The sequence below is a fragment of the Candidatus Thiodiazotropha sp. LNASS1 genome (genome assembly GCF_964212655.1).
Classification (GTDB): Bacteria; Pseudomonadota; Gammaproteobacteria; order Chromatiales; family Chromatiaceae; genus Thiodiazotropha.
This window is the reverse complement of record NZ_OZ156465.1, coordinates 2,256,518-2,273,446: the sequence shown is the minus strand read 5'-3', so window position 1 is coordinate 2,273,446 and position 16,929 is coordinate 2,256,518. Positions and strand designations below refer to the sequence as shown.

The window sequence follows — 16,929 nt, the reverse complement described above, 5'->3', positions numbered from 1 at the left end:
GTTGGCCCTTGAAGTTAAAGATAGTACTCGCCCAGCTCAATTTCCTGGTTGGCGATATAGAAGGCAATGCTCAACGCATAATCGATGAGGCCATGGCTCATGTCGGTAAGGCGGACGCTATTGTATTTCCCGAGTTGGCGATCACCGGTTATCCACCGGAAGATCTGTTGTTGCGTGATCACTTTATCCAGCGGGTGGAGCTGGCGGTTGCACATATTGTTTCGCGGGTGTGGGGTATCCACCTGGTTGTGGGCTATCCAAGACGCAGGGATGGGGAGCTCTACAATGTGGCGGGGGTCTGGCGTGACGGCGAGATCCTGGCCGAATATGAGAAGCACAAGCTGCCCAACTACAGTGTATTCGACGAAATGCGCTATTTTTCACCGGGCAGGGAGGCGGTAACCTTTGAGTTGCAGGGCGTGCGCATCGGGCTGACGGTATGTGAAGATATTTGGGAAGTGGAACCCGCCGCCATGAGTCGGGCCGCAGGAGCCCAGCTGCTGCTCAATATCAATGCCTCTCCTTTTCATATCGGTAAGGCGCCGGAGCGTGAAGAGCTGGTGCAAAATCGTGCTCGGGAGAACAGTTTTCCCATCGTCTATGTCAATCTGGTCGGTGGACAGGATGAACTGGTATTCGATGGCGGTTCATTTGTGGTGAATGCCGAAGGCCGGCTCATACAGCGCCTCGATTTCTTTACGGAGACCAGCGTTTGTGTCGATCTCTCCATGGAGGAGGACCCTACGCAACCGTCGACCGGGATGATCGCACCGCTTGTGTCGGAGGAGGAGCGGGTCTATCAGGCGCTTGTCACCGGGGTGAGGGATTATGTGCTCAAGAATGGATTCAACGGGGCCATTATAGGCCTTTCGGGCGGTGTCGACTCCGCCCTGACGCTGGCAATTGCGGCAGATGCCCTCGGACCGGATCAGGTGGAGGTGGTGATGATGCCGTCCCGATACACCGCGGAGATGAGTAACCAGGATGCCGTTGCCGAAGCCGAGTTGCTGGGAGTGGAGTATCGCACCATATCAATCGAGCCCGCTTTCAATGCCTTTCTGGAGATGCTGGCGGATGAATTCGCCGGCAGAGCCGTCGATGTGACGGAAGAGAATATCCAGGCGCGCTGCCGCGGGATAATACTCATGGCGATCAGTAACAAAAAAGGACGCATCCTGCTCACAACGGGAAACAAGAGCGAGATGTCGGTGGGTTACGCAACCCTGTATGGCGACATGGCGGGCGGATTCGCTCCGATAAAGGATGTTCCTAAAACCCTGGTCTATCGCTTATGCCGCTATCGAAACTCACTGTCACAGGTCATTCCCCGGCGGGTCCTGGAGAGGGCGCCGTCCGCTGAGCTGGCGCCGGATCAGAGGGATAGTGATTCACTCCCTGATTATGCCGTGCTGGATGAGATTTTGGAGCGATATGTTGAATTGGATCAATCGGTTATGGAGATCGTTGCGGCAGGATTCGATGAGCGGACGGTGCTGCGTGTGATCGGCATGGTGGATAGTAACGAGTACAAACGGCGTCAAGCGCCGCCAGGCATAAAGATCACCCGTCGTGCCTATGGGCGAGACCGCCGCTATCCGCTCACCTGGTCTAAACGAAATCGTTGAAAGTGGAAAGCCGCTTGATAAAATTAGTCTTACTTTCAAGTGGTTGTGATAAGCCCTTTTGGGGTTTCAGTGATTGACCAATTTCCCCTCGGGGGTCTGAATGCGATATCTTGTTCCAGCGCAATCAGATCCACAGGTGCAATTAATGCCCGCAAATTACCCACTTTTCACCAGGGACCTGCTTAAAATCTCTCACCTTAATGGGCCGAATCGTCAGGATATGTACCTAATACAAGAAAATGAAACGGTTGCAGGCATGGACGCGCCGCTCCAGGGGGCGTTACAATTCCGGCGAGCCAATTACTGAACTAGAATGAATTTCCTCAGCTGGGAGCAGAATATCAATGAAAAAAGTCGAAGCAATCATTAAGCCTTTCAAACTGGAGGATGTTCGCGAGGCCTTGTCTGAGGTGGGTATTACCGGTATGACCGCCACCGAGGTGAAAGGGTTTGGACGTCAGAAGGGACATACCGAACTCTATCGTGGCGCAGAATATGTGGTCGATTTTCTACCTAAGGTCAAGTTGGAGCTGGTGGTGGCCAGTGATCAGGTTGCGGCTTGCATCGAAGCGATCACCAATGCTGCGCGGACCGGAAAGATCGGCGACGGGAAAATCTTTGTGACACCGGTGGAACAGGTCATACGCATCCGTACCGGGGAGGAGGATGAGGCCGCAATCTGATCCTTCGAGGATCTCAGTCATGGCTATAGTGGTTCTCTGGAGATCACCTCTTTTTCCGTTTCAATTTCAGCCGGGTTATTTAAACGGCCATTCTCAAGATTGAGGGTCAATACCCGCCTCGCATCATCTGCAAGTTCGGTCATACCCAGTCTTGTGTAGGCATCGACCATGATCTCCAGCGCCCTTTGCATCGCATCAGTGCGCTGAAACCGGGTGACCACCCTGTTGGCCCGATTGGCGGCCGCCAGATAAGCACCCCGTCGCATGTAGTATTCCGCGATGTGTATCTGATATTTTGCCAGGTTGTTTCTGAGATAGAGCATCCTCTGTCGCGCGTCTGCTGAATACCTGCTGTCGGGATAACGGCGTACAAGTTTGTCGAAGTCATTGAAGGCATCGAGTGCTGCACCGGCATCTCTCTCAGACGGATCGGATGGGAGTATCCGGCTGAAGATACTCTGGTTCCGGTTATAGTTGGTGATGCCTTTCATAAAGTAGGCATAATCGACATATGGGCTCTGGGGATTCAATTTGATAAATCTATCCGCCGCCATGATCGCTGATTCCGGCTCACTGTTCTTATAGTGGGCATAGATGATGTCTAGCTGTGACTGGGTGGCGTACCGGCCAAAGGGAAAGCGTGCCTGCAATCCGTTATAGTGCTTGATCGCTTCATCATAATCGCCATCCATCAGCGCGCTTTTGGCTTCTGAATAGAATTGGCTGGCACTCCAGTTTTTTGTTACATCGATCTGATCCGGCATGGAACAGCCGCTCAGCAACAGCGTGACAAGGGTGATGATCGAGAACTTCCAAAGCATGGCTAATCAATACCTAGGGTATGTTTGATAAACGCTGAAGTATAACGGAACGCGTGATGGGGGTATAACCCGTCTTTGATGGCTTCAGTAAAGTGCGTAGTGTGGTTGAAACGGCGGATTTTGTAAAACAGCAACCTCAATGGGACAATACGGATCATCTATGTCGGATGCCAAATTCATTGATAAAGTTCCTCCCCGTTCAGTGGTGATCCCTGAAGAGTGTGCAGGCAGCCGGCTCGATCAGGTGTTGTCCGATCAATTCCCCGAATTCTCCCGCAGCCGTCTGCAACATTGGATAAAACTGGGCCTGGTGGAGCTGGATGGGCGCCCCTGCAAGGCCAAACAGCGGATCCGCGGGGGAGAGCTGATCAATCTTCGGCCGATACCGCAGGATGAGGTGGAGGCAGAGGCACAAGCGATCGAACTCGACCTTGTCTATGAGGATGAGCATCTGTTGGTGATCAATAAGCCCGCCGGATTGGTGATGCACCCTGCGGCGGGTAATCCCGACGGTACCCTGTTGAATGGTTTGTTGAACCATTACCGGCCCCTGCAGCAGATCCCCAGAGCCGGTATCGTTCACCGCCTTGATAAAGAGACCAGCGGTCTACTGGTGGTCGCAAAAACCCTGCAATCGCAGCATGCGCTGGTCGGGCAGTTACAGGCGCGGAGTGTTAAGAGAGAGTATCTGGCGCTTGTGCAGGGGGAAATGATTGCCGGCGGCACTGTCGATGCGCCGATCGGCAGGCACCCGGTCAACCGCCTGCGTATGACAGTCCACGAGACGGGAAAGCATGCGGTCACACACTATCGAATCGAGCAGCGTTTCCGTGCCCATACGCTGTTGCGGATCAGATTGGAGACCGGACGCACCCATCAGATTCGTGTCCATATGCGCCACATCCGCCATCCGCTTCTGGGTGATCCGCTGTATGGAGGGCGGCTCAAGCTGCCGTCAGCTATCAACGATGAGCTGGCCGCCGCGATCAAGGGATTCAGGCGCCAGGCGCTGCATGCCACCCGGCTTGAACTGATTCACCCGGAGACGGGTGAACGGGTCGCTTGGGAGGCGCCTGTACCCACCGATATGCAACAATTGATCGATCTCCTTGCCGAGGATGCCAAACGATGATTGATGTGCTGCAGCCTGCATGGCCCGCACCTTCGAACGTGAAGGCATTGGTTACCACGCGCCAGGGAGGATGCAGTGCCGCGCCTTTTGACAGCCTCAATCTGGCTGACCATGTGGGCGATGACCCGGCCTGTGTAGCTCGAAACAGAGCGTTGCTGGCACGGGAGTGCCGGTTGCCCGATACGCCGTTTTGGCTCAGTCAGGTGCATGGCTGTTGCGTGGTCTCTCCGGACAGCGCCAATCCCGGATGCCAGGCCGATGCCGTCTATACCGACCAACCCGGTGTTGTCTGTGCCGTACTCACGGCCGATTGCCTGCCGCTCTTGATCGCCGATCGACAGGGTAATGAGGTGTGTGCCGCGCATGCGGGTTGGCGAGGTTTGGCGGCGGGTGTGATCGAAAATGCATTACAACGCTTCAAGAGTCCCATGGAGGATCTGGTAGTTTGGCTTGGACCCGCCATTGGACCGGCAGCATTCGAGGTTGGGGATGAAGTTCGCGACCGTTTCCTCGCCTATCGGCAGGCGACAGCCCAGTCATTCACTAACAATCGTCCAGGGCACTGGCTGGCCGATATCTATGCATTGGCCCGCATGCGCCTCATCGATGCCGGCGTGGAGTTCATCACCGGTGGAGAATATTGTACCTTAACCCAGGACAGGCTCTTCTTCTCCTACCGCCGTGATGGAGTGACCGGTCGAATGGCTGCAATGATTTGGCGCGATTAGATTACCTGATTCACAGCGGGATCTGTTTCTGGACCAACAACCGGCACTCATTTATCCTGCATGCGGGAGTGTCTGATCATGAACTTTGAGGAGTGAAAATGAATTGGCTGATGCTGACCCTGGTGGGTGAAGACCAACCGGGAATAGTTGCCCAGGTTACCGACGCGCTCTATCGTGGCGGATGTACCCTGGGGGAGAGTTCGATGATTCGTTTGGGTGGTAACTTCTCCATCATGATGATGGTCGATGGGGGGCACGGTGAACAGACCCTGACAAACCTGATTGCACCTGTGGCGGATCGGCTGCAACTCAAATTTCATATCGATCCGATACATGGCGGACTGCATCGGCACCGGGTACCCAACTTCCAGGTCAGGGTAAATGGCGCGGATCGCGCCGGTATCGTGGCAAAAGTGACCGGAGCCCTCGCCGAATGTGGCTTCAATATCCTCGAGCTGGCATCGGATGTGGTAGGTGATTCGGAGAAGCCTGTCTACATCATGACCATACAGGGATATGCGGAGGCCGAAATCGAGACACTCGAATCGGCGTTGCAACCCCTTGCGCTGGAGGACATCGATGTTCACATCTCATCCGTAGAGACCCTGATCGGCTGACCTCATGGCGATATTGGAAATATTGAAGCTGCCGGACCCGAGACTCAAGCAGCTGGCGGATGAGGTGATTCACTTCGATGATGAGCTGCATGGATTCATTGCCGATCTGGAAGAGACACGCCAGGCAGGACCGGCCGCCGTCGGTATCGCAGCCCCCCAGGTGGGGAGGTCTCAACGTATCGTTATTTTGGATTGTTCCACCACCAGAAAGCCGGTACCGAACCATGGTCACCTGATCCTGGTAAACCCGGAAATCACCGAATGGGACGGCTTCGAGCTCGGTCGTGAAGGTTGTCTTTCAGTACCCGATTATACCGGGAATGTAATTCGTGCGGAGCGAATAAAAGTACGCTCGCAGGATCCTCAGGGTGAGGATCACGAATTCGAGATGGAAGGATTTGAAGCGCGGGCGCTGCAACATGAGGTGGACCATCTAGATGGCATACTCTTTATCGACCGCCTGGTGAGCCGCCGCACTGACCTGTTTCAACGCAAGGTCTATCAGAAGGGCGGTAAAAAGTGAGAGGTGGAAGCTCAGCGAGCGGGTGGGATGATTAAATCCCGGAGCAATCAACGGATCAAGAATGTATTGCCGCAAATAGACGCCAATCACCGCAAACCATCGCAAATGATATAACCATGTGTATGGCGAACATGCGATCCTTTACCTGGCCATCTATTTCAGTCAACCTCCTCGAGCTTATCGAGCGCTGGTGTATGCAAAGCATTTCATTGGACAACTTTTTCTCACGGCAGATAATTTGACTTGATTTGCGGTGATTGGCGTCTATTTGCGGCTAGTTTATTTGTGTTTTGTTACCTTGAGCAGGGTAAGAACTAACAAAAAGAGAAAGTGAAGCCACTTCAACAGTGAATACATTCATACTGATAATACTGCTGCTTGCCGTGGTCATGGCCATAGCCGGATTGAACAGGCGTTGCCGTGAAGCTCGGCGAGCCGAATGGGGTGTTGCCTGGCTGAACTGGCTGGATGGGTTCAACCGCCTGTTTTGCCATGTCTATCACCGACTGCCCCAGACTGAATTGCCGTTGCCTGAAACAGACGGTGCGATCGTAGTATCCAATCACATCTCCGGGCTCGACCCTCTGTTGATGCTGGCATCCAGCAACCGGCCCCTGCGCTTCCTCATTGCCAGGGAGCAGTATGAGCGATTTGGCTTGCAGTGGCTGTTCCGTGCGGTGGGTTGTATTCCCGTGGATCGGGAGAACTCACCGGAGAAAGCGATGCGTCAGGCGATCAAGGCGCTGCGTGACGGCGAGATAGTGGCACTCTTCCCCCACGGCAAGATCCATCTCGACAGCGATCCGCCGCGTAAAATAAAGGCCGGAGCCGCCCGTCTGGCAGCGTTGACCGGGCTGCCTCTGGTTCCGTTGCGTATCAGTGGTGTGAGTGGCCAGGGTGGTGTGATGCTGCCGGTTTTCATGCGCGGACATGCGCGGATTCAGCCGCTTCCCGTGATCGAATCGACCGGTCAATCACCAGACAGCCTGAATCAGGCGATCCAATGCGCCTTGGATCAAATACCCCAGTGCTGAATGTCTGGCCTCCCGTTTACTCAGCAAGTATGATTGTGCGTTATTTTTGAGTAGGGTCCTCCCAAGGGTTAACGATGAAAGTTACAGTTTTTGGTTCAGGGTATGTCGGTTTGGTTACCGGAGCATGTCTGGCAGAGGTCGGAAACGACGTCGTCTGCATGGATGTGGACGAGCGGAAGATAGCGATGCTCAAGCAGGGTGAGATACCGATATATGAACCGGGTCTTGAGGCCATGGTGGAACGCAATGCCAAGGCGGGAAGATTGCATTTCACCACCGACGCCGCCGAGGCGGTGGCGCACGGGTTGTTTCAGTTCATCGCAGTCGGCACGCCACCCGACGAGGACGGCTCGGCGGATCTCCAGTATGTGCTGGCGGTGGCGGCATCGATTGCGGAACATATGGATGACTATCGGATCATCGTGGATAAATCCACTGTTCCCGTGGGTACCGCGGACAAGGTGAGAGAACGCGTCAATGAGGCCTTGCGTACACACGGTAAACAGGTGGAGTTCGATGTGGTATCCAATCCTGAGTTTCTCAAGGAAGGCGCCGCACTCGACGATTTCATGAAGCCTGACAGGATTATCATCGGTACCGACAATCCGAGAACAACCGAGCTGCTGCGTGCCCTGTATACCCCCTTCAACAGGAATCACGACCGCTTGATCGCCATGGATATCCGCTCCGCCGAGCTGACCAAATATGCCGCCAATGCCATTCTCGCCACCAAGATCAGTTTTATGAACGAACTCTCCAACCTGGCGGAGAGGCTGGGCGCCGATATCGAACAGGTGCGACATGGTATCGGTGCGGATTCCCGTATCGGCTATCACTTCATCTATCCCGGATGCGGCTATGGCGGTTCCTGTTTCCCGAAGGATGTCAATGCGCTGGAGCGCACTGCCCGGGAAGTGGATTACGATGCCCAATTGTTGACGGCGGTGGAGGCGGTGAATCATCGCCAGAAGCGGGTGTTGTTCGATAAGATCAGCCGACACTACTCGGGTGAGCTGAAGGGCAAGACCTTTGCCCTCTGGGGACTATCCTTCAAACCGAACACCGACGATATGCGTGAGGCATCCAGCCGGGTGCTGATCGAGGCGTTGTGGGATGCCGGGGCGAAGGTTCGGGCATTCGATCCGGAAGCGATGGAAGAGTGTCGCCGAATTTATGGTGAACGCCAGGATCTGGTCTACTGCAGCGACCAGGAGAGTACACTCAAAGGTGCTGACGCTCTGGTAGTGGTAACAGAGTGGCAGGTCTTTCGCAGTCCCGATTTCGAACAGATCAAACTCGCCCTCAGTGAGCCCGTGATATTCGATGGCCGCAATATCTATGATCCCAAACGTCTCAAAGAGGCCGGTTTCAGCTATTACGCCATCGGCCGGGGCGACTGATTGTCCCGCCAGGTTGTCTGTTGTCAAGGAAGGTGTTGTTGAAGCGGGCCGCAAATAAACGCAAAGAATTTAAAAGGTCCGCAAATGAACGCGAATAAACGCGAATATCTTATCGTTTCCACGCCGGAGCGTGGGAACTAGAAGAACACCGGATAGAGTTCCATCTGACCTTTTTGAGCGGCGCCATTGCTCTGCCTGAGGTCGCCTTCATGCGGTAAAGTAAGCGTACTCCCTGTCGCTAATTAATAAGGAACTCCTCACTCCAGGCAAACGGATCAGTGATACATCCCGACCCCTACATCAAGCTGGTCACAGAACTTGGCGATCTGCGCCAGGTAATGGCCATTGATGACATACGGAGTGACCAGGGGATTACTCTGGTGAAGCGGGGTGAATTCGTGGATAGCTCGAAATATGATCGGTTGGTAGGTCATAAACTACTGCGACCATTGGACTTTTCGTTGGCTGTTGAGAATAGGATAACGGCTGAAAAGCTGATGCGCGATGGCAAGCGGTTACTGCATGATGAGCCTGAACTCGAACAGGCCATTGATCGGCGCTTTATCCAGAGAGATCTGCTGACCCCTCTGGGGACTGTCCCACTAGAGCCGCAACTGGCATTCAAGTTGACGGTTTGCCGGGAATGCTGCGTTGACCGTTATCATCACATGATGCGTGTCGCATTGATTGCACTGTATGTCGCTTCCCGCTTGAGATGGCCCGCTGACGACAGGCAGGAGCTGGCCACGGCTGCACTTTTCCTGGATCTTGGGGAGATGCATCTGGAGCCCTCGATCTTTACCAGTCGACAGCCTTTAAACATGGCACAGCATCGCCAGATCTACTCCCATCCCGGTATTGCCTATCGGTTCCTGAAGTTATTCCCAAACTACCATCCCCGCATCAGCGAGGCGGTGCATCAGCATCATGAGAGACTCGACGGCAGCGGTTATCCCAATGGATTGTCAGGTGATAGCGTGACGCCCGCCGCCCGGGTGCTCGGGGCGGCCGAGCTGCTTACGGCGATCCGGCTGGAACGGAAAAACAGCGGCGGCAGACTCTTCTCCACCTCAGAGGTGTTGAAATTCAATACCGAACGGTTCGGCAAGGATATTATGGTGCCCTTGATCGAGGCCGCAAAACGTGTCGATGGGGCTATGGATAAAGTATCCCCGACGGGTGGTATCAATAAGACGATCCTACAGGCGCGTATGAAGCTCCTGAACGATATATTGCAGGGCGCGGATGCGATCGATGTGAGCGGTGACAACGAAATGGCCAGATTTATCGTGCAACAGCTGAAACGCCTGACAGGCATGGCAAAACGTTGTGGTTTCGATCTGCGTGCCCCAGCCAAGCTGTTGAACATTATCGGTAATGAGGAGAAGGCGCTCTCTGAACTGGATGCACTGGTCAGAGAGATGATCTACCTGGTACAGAGCACAGCCAGAGAGGCCTTGAGACGTTGGGTCAAGGATGGAGTACCCGAACTGGAGCAGGAACCCCTCACTAAATGGCTGAGGCATACGGATCTGGTACTGTACAGTGCGGGTTTTCTTTCCCAGTGACAGATTCAAGGGCTTGAAAGTCGGGTCTGACAACAATCCGGGCTGTTCTCTGTATACCGTCGATCATCTCAAATTCGCCGCTGTCAGTTGCCGGGTGGTACCCGGGTATAAAGCGTGTTTAACTCTGATTTGAACCGTATGGAGTTATAACGCGTGCCTCACTTCTCTTTTAAAGATTCATGGTTCGTGTTCCTTGCCTTGCTTCTTGCAACGGCAATTCTGTTGGGAACCGATCTGCCAGGTGAAAACCGCCTGATGTACTCACTGCAGGATTCCGGTCACTTTCTGATTTTCACCCTGCTGACACTGATTGCGTTGTGGCCAAATCGTAAAGGGCGGGACCGGCCGATATGGCCGGTATTGGCCCTGGCTTTGATATTCGGCCTCCTGATAGAGGCGGCACAGTATCTGATAGGCCGCGATCCTAGTTTGCATGATGTCATATTGGATCTTCTGGGTATTGCCGCAGGCGGCATATTGTACAACGGCTTCATCAGACGATCCCTGGTGCCACATCTTTCCATCGCCATTGTCTTACTGCTCGTCCTATCCGCCTTTGCCCAGCCCCTGTATTGGTACATTGCCTATCAGGTCAGGGCTGATCAGTTTCCCCGATTGATCGATCCGGATATTTTTTTCTCCAGGGCACTGATCGAAGGCAGCGAGGGTGGTGAGGTGCGCCATGTCGACCTGCCGGAGGATTGGTCGTTGCCGGCGGATTTGGACATCGATTCCTGCGCTTATGTCACGCTGCTGGAAGGACGCTGGCCCGGTATTGACATTCAGGAGCCTGAATCGGATTGGCGTAGTTATGAACGCCTCGAACTGCTGATCTATTCCGATCAGTTGGAGGATCTGCCCCTAACCCTGCGTATCCATGACCAAAGCCACAACTGGCAGCTGGAGGATCGATACAACCTAAGTCTGGTGATCCAACCCGGTTATAACCACTTCTCCCTGCCATTGCATGAAGTCGAGGATGCGCCAAGCAGGCGCACCATGGATATGGCGGCTATCTCCGGTGTGATGATTTTTGCCACGCGAGATTATATCGGTAGAGGTTTTTGTCTGTTGTCGATGGGGCTTCAATAACGCGTTGTAGCCACCAGGAATGGGATGCCTCTGCCTGCCAACCCCAGGTGACGGTTAAATCGTAGTTAATCATGTTGTGAATGATTTGGATGCCACAGAACGGCGAAAGATAGTGACCGATTGGTCGGGGTGAGAGGATTCGAACCTCCGGCCCCTGCCTCCCGAAGACAGTGCTCTACCAGGCTGAGCTACACCCCGAATCTTGATCTGGGTCAGCCTAAAGCTGACGCAGCGAGCGAGAGATAGTAATGGAAACGGGTAGTCGATTCAATTGGTTCTGGCGACCGAGAAGTCTGCGAGGCTGGCGAGTGCCTGCCGATAGGGGGTCTCGGGCAGGGCTTCGAGGGCGCGTTTGGCCTGTTGCGCCTGCTGTTGCGCGAGCTGTTGGGTGTAGTTGATGGCGTCGCAGTCGGCGATGGCCTGCATGACGAAATCGATCTCTTCCAGGCCGCCGTTTTCGATGATATTCGCCAGGCGTCGGCTTTTTTCTTGGCCGGCGCACTTCATGGCCTGGATCAGCGGCAGGGTCGGTTTGCCTTCCGCCAGGTCGTCGCCGATGTTTTTACCGATCTCCTTATTCTCTGAGTTGTAGTCCAGGGCGTCATCCACCAGCTGGAAGGCGATACCCAGATGCAGTCCGTAATCCGCCAGCGCCTGTTGCTGATCTTCGGCAACCTCGGAGATGATGCCGCCAAGACGCGTACCGGCCTCGAACAGGGTGGCTGTCTTGCGTTTTATCACCTCCATGTATTCCGCTTCGCTGGTATCGGGATTGTGCACATTCAGCAGCTGCAGCACCTCGCCTTCCGCGATGCGGTTGGTGGCGTGAGAGAGGACGTCCATTACCGGCATGCGGCCCACGTCGACCATCATCTCAAAGGAGCGGGAGTAGAGAAAGTCACCTACCAGAACACTCGCCTCGTTACCCCATACCGTATTCGCGGTCTCCCGGTTCCGCCGCAGATCAGAGCCATCCACCACATCATCGTGCAGCAGTGTGGCGGTATGGATGAACTCGATGATGGCGGCCAGGTCGATATGCCTCCCACCCGCGTAACCGCAGGCGCGGGCGGCCAACAGCACAATCATCGGCCGCAGTCGTTTTCCTCCGCTATGGACGATATAGGCGCCAATCCGGTTGATCAGCACCACATCCGATTTCAGCTGCTGGATGATCATTTTGTCGACAGCATCCATGTCGTCGCTGATGAGTTCGCGAATAGTTGTTATATCCATGGCTGTCATGACTCACACAAAGTCCACGCATGCTAGGAGGGGGTGGCGAGAGTGTCAAGCAGCATCTTTCTTTCATCAGCGCTGGCAGGCGGGGCAGAAGAATGTGGAACGCTGTCCGATGGTTTTGCTGCGAATAGTCCCACCGCATCTTGGACAGGGCTTCCCCGGCTTGCCGTAGACCTGAAGCGACTGGGCGAAGTAACCGGGATTGCCGTCCTCTTTGAGAAAATCCCGCAGGGTGGTGCCGCCCTGGGCGATTGCCTCCTCGAGTACGTCGTGGATCTCCTCTGCTAGTCTCTGATAGCGCCGGCGGGAGATCCGGTTGCTGGGTCGGGTGGGATGGATGGCAGCACGGAACAGGGACTCGCTGGCATAGATGTTTCCGATTCCGACAACGGTCTTACTGTCCATGATCAGCTGTTTGATCACGGTACGACGCACCTTGCCCCGGGCAAACAGATAGTCGCCGTCAAACGTGTCGCCAAGGGGTTCCGGACCGAGATCGGCGAGCAGGGGGTGGTTGATGGCCGGTTGATCGGTCCAGAGTACTGCGCCGAAACGTCTTGGATCACGCAGTCTGAGTCGCAGGCCATTGCCCAGTAGAAGGTCGAAATGATCGTGTTTTTGTATTGCCGTATCAGCTTCGACAATGCGCAGGCTGCCGGACATGCCGAGATGCATGATCAAGGTGCCGTGATGAAAGGCCATCAGCAGGTATTTGCCCCGCCTGTCCACCGATAACAGCTTCCTCCCCTTCAATGTGCACGGCAGATCCTCGGGAATCGGCCACCGCAACCTGGGTTGACGGATAGTGACCTGGCGTATGCGTTGGCCGGTGATATGGGGGGCTATGCCCCGGCGTGTAGTTTCGACCTCCGGCAGTTCAGGCATTCGTTCAGGTTCTCATACTAATCTGTGGTTTTCGCCAGCCAGGCTTCAGCCGGTGCGATGAGGTGGTGATAGAAGCCATCCGCAATCAGGTGCATCTGCCTCTGATGGAGGACATAACGCCAGCCATTGACCGGATCGTTGTTGCCGAAGCTGAGTGTCGTGTCATCGAGTGTCATCACGATAGGGGATGGTGCCAGGCCGTAGGGTTCCAGGTCATCAGGGGCTGTGAATCGGCTCAGGCTGGGGGTCCGGCAGATTTTCAGCAGTTGCTCGACCCTGGATTGATCGGCGGGTTGGTCGCCGCTCATCCATTGGTTCTGTCGCCGCATCAAACTGATCTCACGCCCCTGAAGATCATTGATCCTTATGCGGGTGATCTGTTGCGGATCGAGGTGGGTGAGGGGCGGCAGGGGGGCTGGTTGTGATAACCATACCAGCAGTCCCGACAGACCTGCTACAGCAAGCAGGAGCAGATTGATTTTGGTTCTTGATACCATCGCTATGCACGATTCCGTCGCCAGGCCATGACAGCGCCGACAGCCAGTAGCATGAGCGGCAGCACAATCAGGGAACCGAGGCCGATTGTGCCGATGGCAAGCCTCGACAGATGCAGTTCGCGGTCGCTGGCTTGTGGCGCGGGTATGCCGATCAGCTGATCATCCCCGACCAGCCAGCGGCAGAGCGAGAGACCAAGATCAAGGTTGCCGGCATTGTTGAGATAGCTGTTGGCGAGAAAGTCACCATCACCGATCACCAGTATCCGCTGTTCCCTGTCATTGTGCCGGCGTTCGAGAGCAATGCCGATCGTGAGCGGGCCCGCCTCCTCACCTGCCAATGGATTGCGTTCGATATCACCACTCAGTGGACCGGTTTCGTTCCAACTCTTATCCAGGGTTCGCAACAGGGGCGTCGCTTCCCAATCCCGCTGCTCGGAGAGTGTGAGCGCCGCCGACTGTGGAAACAGGGTCAGCAGATTGAATCCCCGGGTGGCTTCGTGATTGGAATATTCCGGGACCACAGTGATGGCCGGATTATCGATACCCAACGCCTTGACATTGGCATCCACGATCGTGCCCGGTAACTGTTCGATACCGAAAAGCTGCTGTATCAAATCACCCAGAATCCAGTTGTCCGGGTCGCTCAACAGCAACAGGTTGCCACCCTCCGCAACATATTCGGAAAGCCGTTCAATCTCACCTGGCAATAGGGCGCGGATAGGGGAGGCGATGACCAGCAATGCGGTATTGTCGGGCGGGCCGGATGAAGTGGCGAGGTCAAGCCCCGCGATCTGGTATCCCTGCTGTTTGAGAGATTGACCGAACTCGCCAAGATCGTGATTCGCCTTGCCCGTAAGATCGCGTTCGCCATGGCCGCTGAGCCCTGCTATCCAGTAGCTGTTGTCACGGCCCAGGCGCAGGATGGCGTTGCTGAACTGCTCCTCGTCCACTTTCTGGATACGCTCCTCCCTCTGTTCATAGCGCAGCACAATCTCACCGGATAGGCTGATGCCCTGACGGCGCGCTTCATCAGGGTGGCGCAGGGGATCGATGAAGGTCAACTCGATATTTGGTTTGTGGTGCTGATAACGGGCCACAAAGCGTTGAATGCGATCACGCAGCTTGGCCGTTTCTCCCACATATGCCGTTATGCTCAGCTCACCCGGTGTGCGTTGCAGGATATCGATACTGGCTGGGTTGAGGCTGTTGCTGCCCTGGCGGGTCCAATCCCACTGCATGTCGTAGCGACTGCTGAGCCAGGCCAGCAGCACCAGCAAGACGGTCATCACCAGATGGAACAGCAGATCGTTGAGACGTGAGCCTACCCAATTAATCATCCACGACGCCTCTTGTCGAGCCTGTATAGCGCCAGGCCTAGAAAGAAGAGCATCAGTAACAGGAAGTAGGCCAGATCACCGAAACGTATGAGACCGAGCTGCAGATCGAGATAGTGGGAGGGCCAGGCCAGCCAGTGTATAAAACTGCCGCCCTCGGTATTTTGATCGAGCAGTGAAATCAACAACAGCAGACCATAGCTGCCTGCGGCAGCGATTCCCGGGTTCTCATTGAGTGTCGAGAAGTAGAGACCGATAGCGGTGAATGCGCCGCTCAACAGAAGTAATCCGAGGGTGGCGGCAAACAACAGTCCGAAGTCAAGCTGGATGCCTGAGGTGAGGCTTACGCAAAGCAGTAACGGTATCAGGATGAACAAAAACTGAAACATCAGGATAGCGAGAAATTTGCCCGCAAGTATGGAGAGGTTTGATAGCGGTGCGCTGCTCAGGAGGGCATAACTGCCATCGCGAAACGACTCGCTGAAACTGCGGATCGTAATGATCGGCGTGATGATAAGGATCAGCACCGACGCAAGACCGTAGAGCTGCAACCCCAGATGGTGGCTCAGTCCCAGGCTGCGGTTGGACGACTGCATACCGTTGAAGATCTCCAGCGTGGCGAGAAACTGCCAGCTCAGCAGGCTCAGACTGAGACTGAAGATAACCCAGGGCAGTGGTGTGCGCATCAGTCTCCGCCACTCCATCCAGGCCAGATAGGGCGTCATGAATGCCCCCCGGTGGTGGCCTGCAGAAACAGCTGTTCGAGACTCATCCGCTCCGGTTTCAGCTCAATCAAGCCCCATCCCTGCGCCACGATCTGTCGTGCCAGTTCACTGGGTTGGCAGCCCGGTTCCAAGGTGATGCGATAGTAGTCGGTGTGCATCTGCTCTGCCTCTGCCACCCCGGTCATCGCCTTGATCGATTCCGGCTCCGGGTTCCGGTCGAGGCCGATACGATAATAGGTCTGCGCCGGTGGCGTTATCTCCCCGCTATAGACGCTCTGTCCCTGTTGCAGAATGGTGACCCGGTTACAGGTCGCTTCTATCTCCGGCAGGATATGGCTGGACAGGATCACCCCTTTATCATGGGCAAGTTCCTGGATCAATTCACGAACCTGGCGGATCTGTGCCGGGTCCAGTCCGTCTGTCGGCTCATCCAGGATGACAACCCGAGGGTCGTGAATGATCGCCTGGGCAAGACCGACCCGTTGTTGAAAACCCTTGGAGAGTTTTCGTATCAGTCGTCTTCCCGCCTGTTCCAGGCCGCAGCGCTTCTTGGTGCGTTCCCGTGCCTGCATCGATTGTCTTCTTTTCAGTCCATGCAGGTGGGCGCAGTCCCACAGATACTCATCCACGGTCTGGTCACGATGCAGGGGAGGGCGTTCCGGGAGGTAGCCGATAAAACGTTTTGCCTGGGTCGGCCGGTTTAACAGGTCCTCTCCACAGATGGATATGGTGCCTGCGCTGGGTGCAAGGTCACCGCTGAGCATCCGCATGATAGTCGATTTGCCCGCACCATTGGGTCCCAGCAAGCCAAGAATGTCACCCCGCATCAATTTCAGATCAACAGCAGATACTACCTGGCTGCTTCCGAAGTGACGGCTGAGTTGACTTGTTGTTAACAGTTTGGGCATAAGCGTAATAGTTGGCTGTCCGCACAGTGCGGGAAAGGCCGCCAAGGCAGAGACCTGCCAAACATATCACCCTTTGTACGCTATGCAAGACCTTGTGTTTAAACTGCTACGCAAA

Annotated in this window: 17 protein-coding genes and 1 tRNA gene; 10 read left to right on the top strand and 8 right to left on the bottom strand. The window is 55.1% G+C overall.

Annotated features, from left to right (window positions below; all coding sequences use genetic code 11):
- Positions 1 to 8: 8 nt before the first annotated feature.
- Positions 9 to 1,625: an NAD+ synthase gene (locus tag AB8516_RS09960; protein ID WP_369160295.1), complete on the top strand. Its 1,617-nt coding sequence runs from the start codon at positions 9 to 11 to the stop codon at positions 1,623 to 1,625.
- Between the two features lie 344 nt (positions 1,626 to 1,969).
- On the top strand, positions 1,970 to 2,308 hold the full coding sequence (locus AB8516_RS09955) for a P-II family nitrogen regulator (RefSeq protein ID WP_069122638.1): 339 nt from the start codon (positions 1,970 to 1,972) through the stop codon (positions 2,306 to 2,308).
- A gap of 23 nt (positions 2,309 to 2,331) precedes the next feature.
- On the opposite strand, the gene AB8516_RS09950 is transcribed toward AB8516_RS09955, so the two are convergent.
- A complete protein-coding gene (locus AB8516_RS09950; protein ID WP_369160293.1) occupies positions 2,332 to 3,129 on the bottom strand; it encodes an outer membrane protein assembly factor BamD in 798 nt (265 codons plus the stop codon).
- Between the two features lie 160 nt (positions 3,130 to 3,289).
- Between AB8516_RS09950 and rluD the strand changes: the two genes are divergently transcribed.
- From rluD to AB8516_RS09910, 8 genes are all read left to right on the top strand, one after another.
- Positions 3,290 to 4,261: a 23S rRNA pseudouridine(1911/1915/1917) synthase RluD gene (rluD, locus tag AB8516_RS09945; protein ID WP_369160291.1), complete on the top strand. Its 972-nt coding sequence runs from the start codon at positions 3,290 to 3,292 to the stop codon at positions 4,259 to 4,261.
- Complete coding sequence (gene pgeF / locus AB8516_RS09940; protein ID WP_369160289.1) at positions 4,258 to 4,989, top strand: peptidoglycan editing factor PgeF; 732 nt, start codon at positions 4,258 to 4,260, stop codon at positions 4,987 to 4,989. Before rluD ends, pgeF begins: the two co-directional genes overlap by 4 nt.
- 98 nt (positions 4,990 to 5,087) lie before the next feature.
- Complete coding sequence (locus AB8516_RS09935) at positions 5,088 to 5,606, top strand: glycine cleavage system protein R (protein ID WP_369160287.1); 519 nt, start codon at positions 5,088 to 5,090, stop codon at positions 5,604 to 5,606.
- Positions 5,607 to 5,610: 4 nt separating this feature from the next.
- Positions 5,611 to 6,129, top strand: coding sequence for a peptide deformylase (gene def / locus AB8516_RS09930; protein WP_108291209.1), 519 nt, complete (start codon positions 5,611 to 5,613; stop codon positions 6,127 to 6,129).
- Positions 6,130 to 6,476: 347 nt separating this feature from the next.
- Positions 6,477 to 7,163 carry a lysophospholipid acyltransferase family protein gene (locus tag AB8516_RS09925; RefSeq protein WP_369160284.1) on the top strand — a complete coding sequence of 229 codons (687 nt, stop codon included), beginning with the start codon at positions 6,477 to 6,479 and terminating at the stop codon, positions 7,161 to 7,163.
- 74 nt (positions 7,164 to 7,237) lie between these two features.
- The gene (locus AB8516_RS09920) at positions 7,238 to 8,563 is read left to right on the top strand and encodes a UDP-glucose/GDP-mannose dehydrogenase family protein (RefSeq protein WP_369160282.1); all 1,326 of its coding nucleotides are present in this window, start codon (positions 7,238 to 7,240) and stop codon (positions 8,561 to 8,563) included.
- 278 nt (positions 8,564 to 8,841) lie between these two features.
- Positions 8,842 to 10,131 carry an HD-GYP domain-containing protein gene (locus AB8516_RS09915; protein WP_369160280.1) on the top strand — a complete coding sequence of 430 codons (1,290 nt, stop codon included), beginning with the start codon at positions 8,842 to 8,844 and terminating at the stop codon, positions 10,129 to 10,131.
- Positions 10,132 to 10,284: 153 nt separating this feature from the next.
- Positions 10,285 to 11,223, top strand: coding sequence for a VanZ family protein (locus AB8516_RS09910; RefSeq protein WP_369160278.1), 939 nt, complete (start codon positions 10,285 to 10,287; stop codon positions 11,221 to 11,223).
- 121 nt (positions 11,224 to 11,344) lie between these two features.
- Here AB8516_RS09910 and AB8516_RS09905 read toward each other — a convergent pair.
- The 7 genes from AB8516_RS09905 to AB8516_RS09875 form a co-directional block, all read right to left on the bottom strand.
- Positions 11,345 to 11,421: transfer RNA gene (locus AB8516_RS09905), tRNA-Pro, on the bottom strand.
- 69 nt (positions 11,422 to 11,490) lie between these two features.
- Entirely contained in the window at positions 11,491 to 12,459 is a 969-nt protein-coding gene (gene ispB / locus AB8516_RS09900) for an octaprenyl diphosphate synthase (protein ID WP_369160276.1), read from the bottom strand.
- Positions 12,460 to 12,534: 75 nt separating this feature from the next.
- Positions 12,535 to 13,350, bottom strand: a complete 816-nt coding sequence (mutM, locus tag AB8516_RS09895; protein ID WP_369160274.1) for a bifunctional DNA-formamidopyrimidine glycosylase/DNA-(apurinic or apyrimidinic site) lyase — start codon at positions 13,348 to 13,350, stop codon at positions 12,535 to 12,537.
- A 17-nt stretch (positions 13,351 to 13,367) separates the two neighbouring features.
- Positions 13,368 to 13,847 carry a DUF4340 domain-containing protein gene (locus AB8516_RS09890; protein WP_369160272.1) on the bottom strand — a complete coding sequence of 160 codons (480 nt, stop codon included), beginning with the start codon at positions 13,845 to 13,847 and terminating at the stop codon, positions 13,368 to 13,370.
- 2 nt (positions 13,848 to 13,849) lie between these two features.
- Positions 13,850 to 15,184, bottom strand: coding sequence for a GldG family protein (locus AB8516_RS09885; RefSeq protein ID WP_369160270.1), 1,335 nt, complete (start codon positions 15,182 to 15,184; stop codon positions 13,850 to 13,852).
- Complete coding sequence (locus AB8516_RS09880; RefSeq protein ID WP_369160268.1) at positions 15,181 to 15,906, bottom strand: ABC transporter permease; 726 nt, start codon at positions 15,904 to 15,906, stop codon at positions 15,181 to 15,183. The genes AB8516_RS09885 and AB8516_RS09880 overlap by 4 nt, the downstream gene beginning before the upstream one ends.
- The gene (locus AB8516_RS09875; protein WP_369160266.1) at positions 15,903 to 16,814 is read right to left on the bottom strand and encodes an ATP-binding cassette domain-containing protein; all 912 of its coding nucleotides are present in this window, start codon (positions 16,812 to 16,814) and stop codon (positions 15,903 to 15,905) included. Before AB8516_RS09875 ends, AB8516_RS09880 begins: the two co-directional genes overlap by 4 nt.
- Between the last annotated feature and the right edge of the window lie 115 nt (positions 16,815 to 16,929).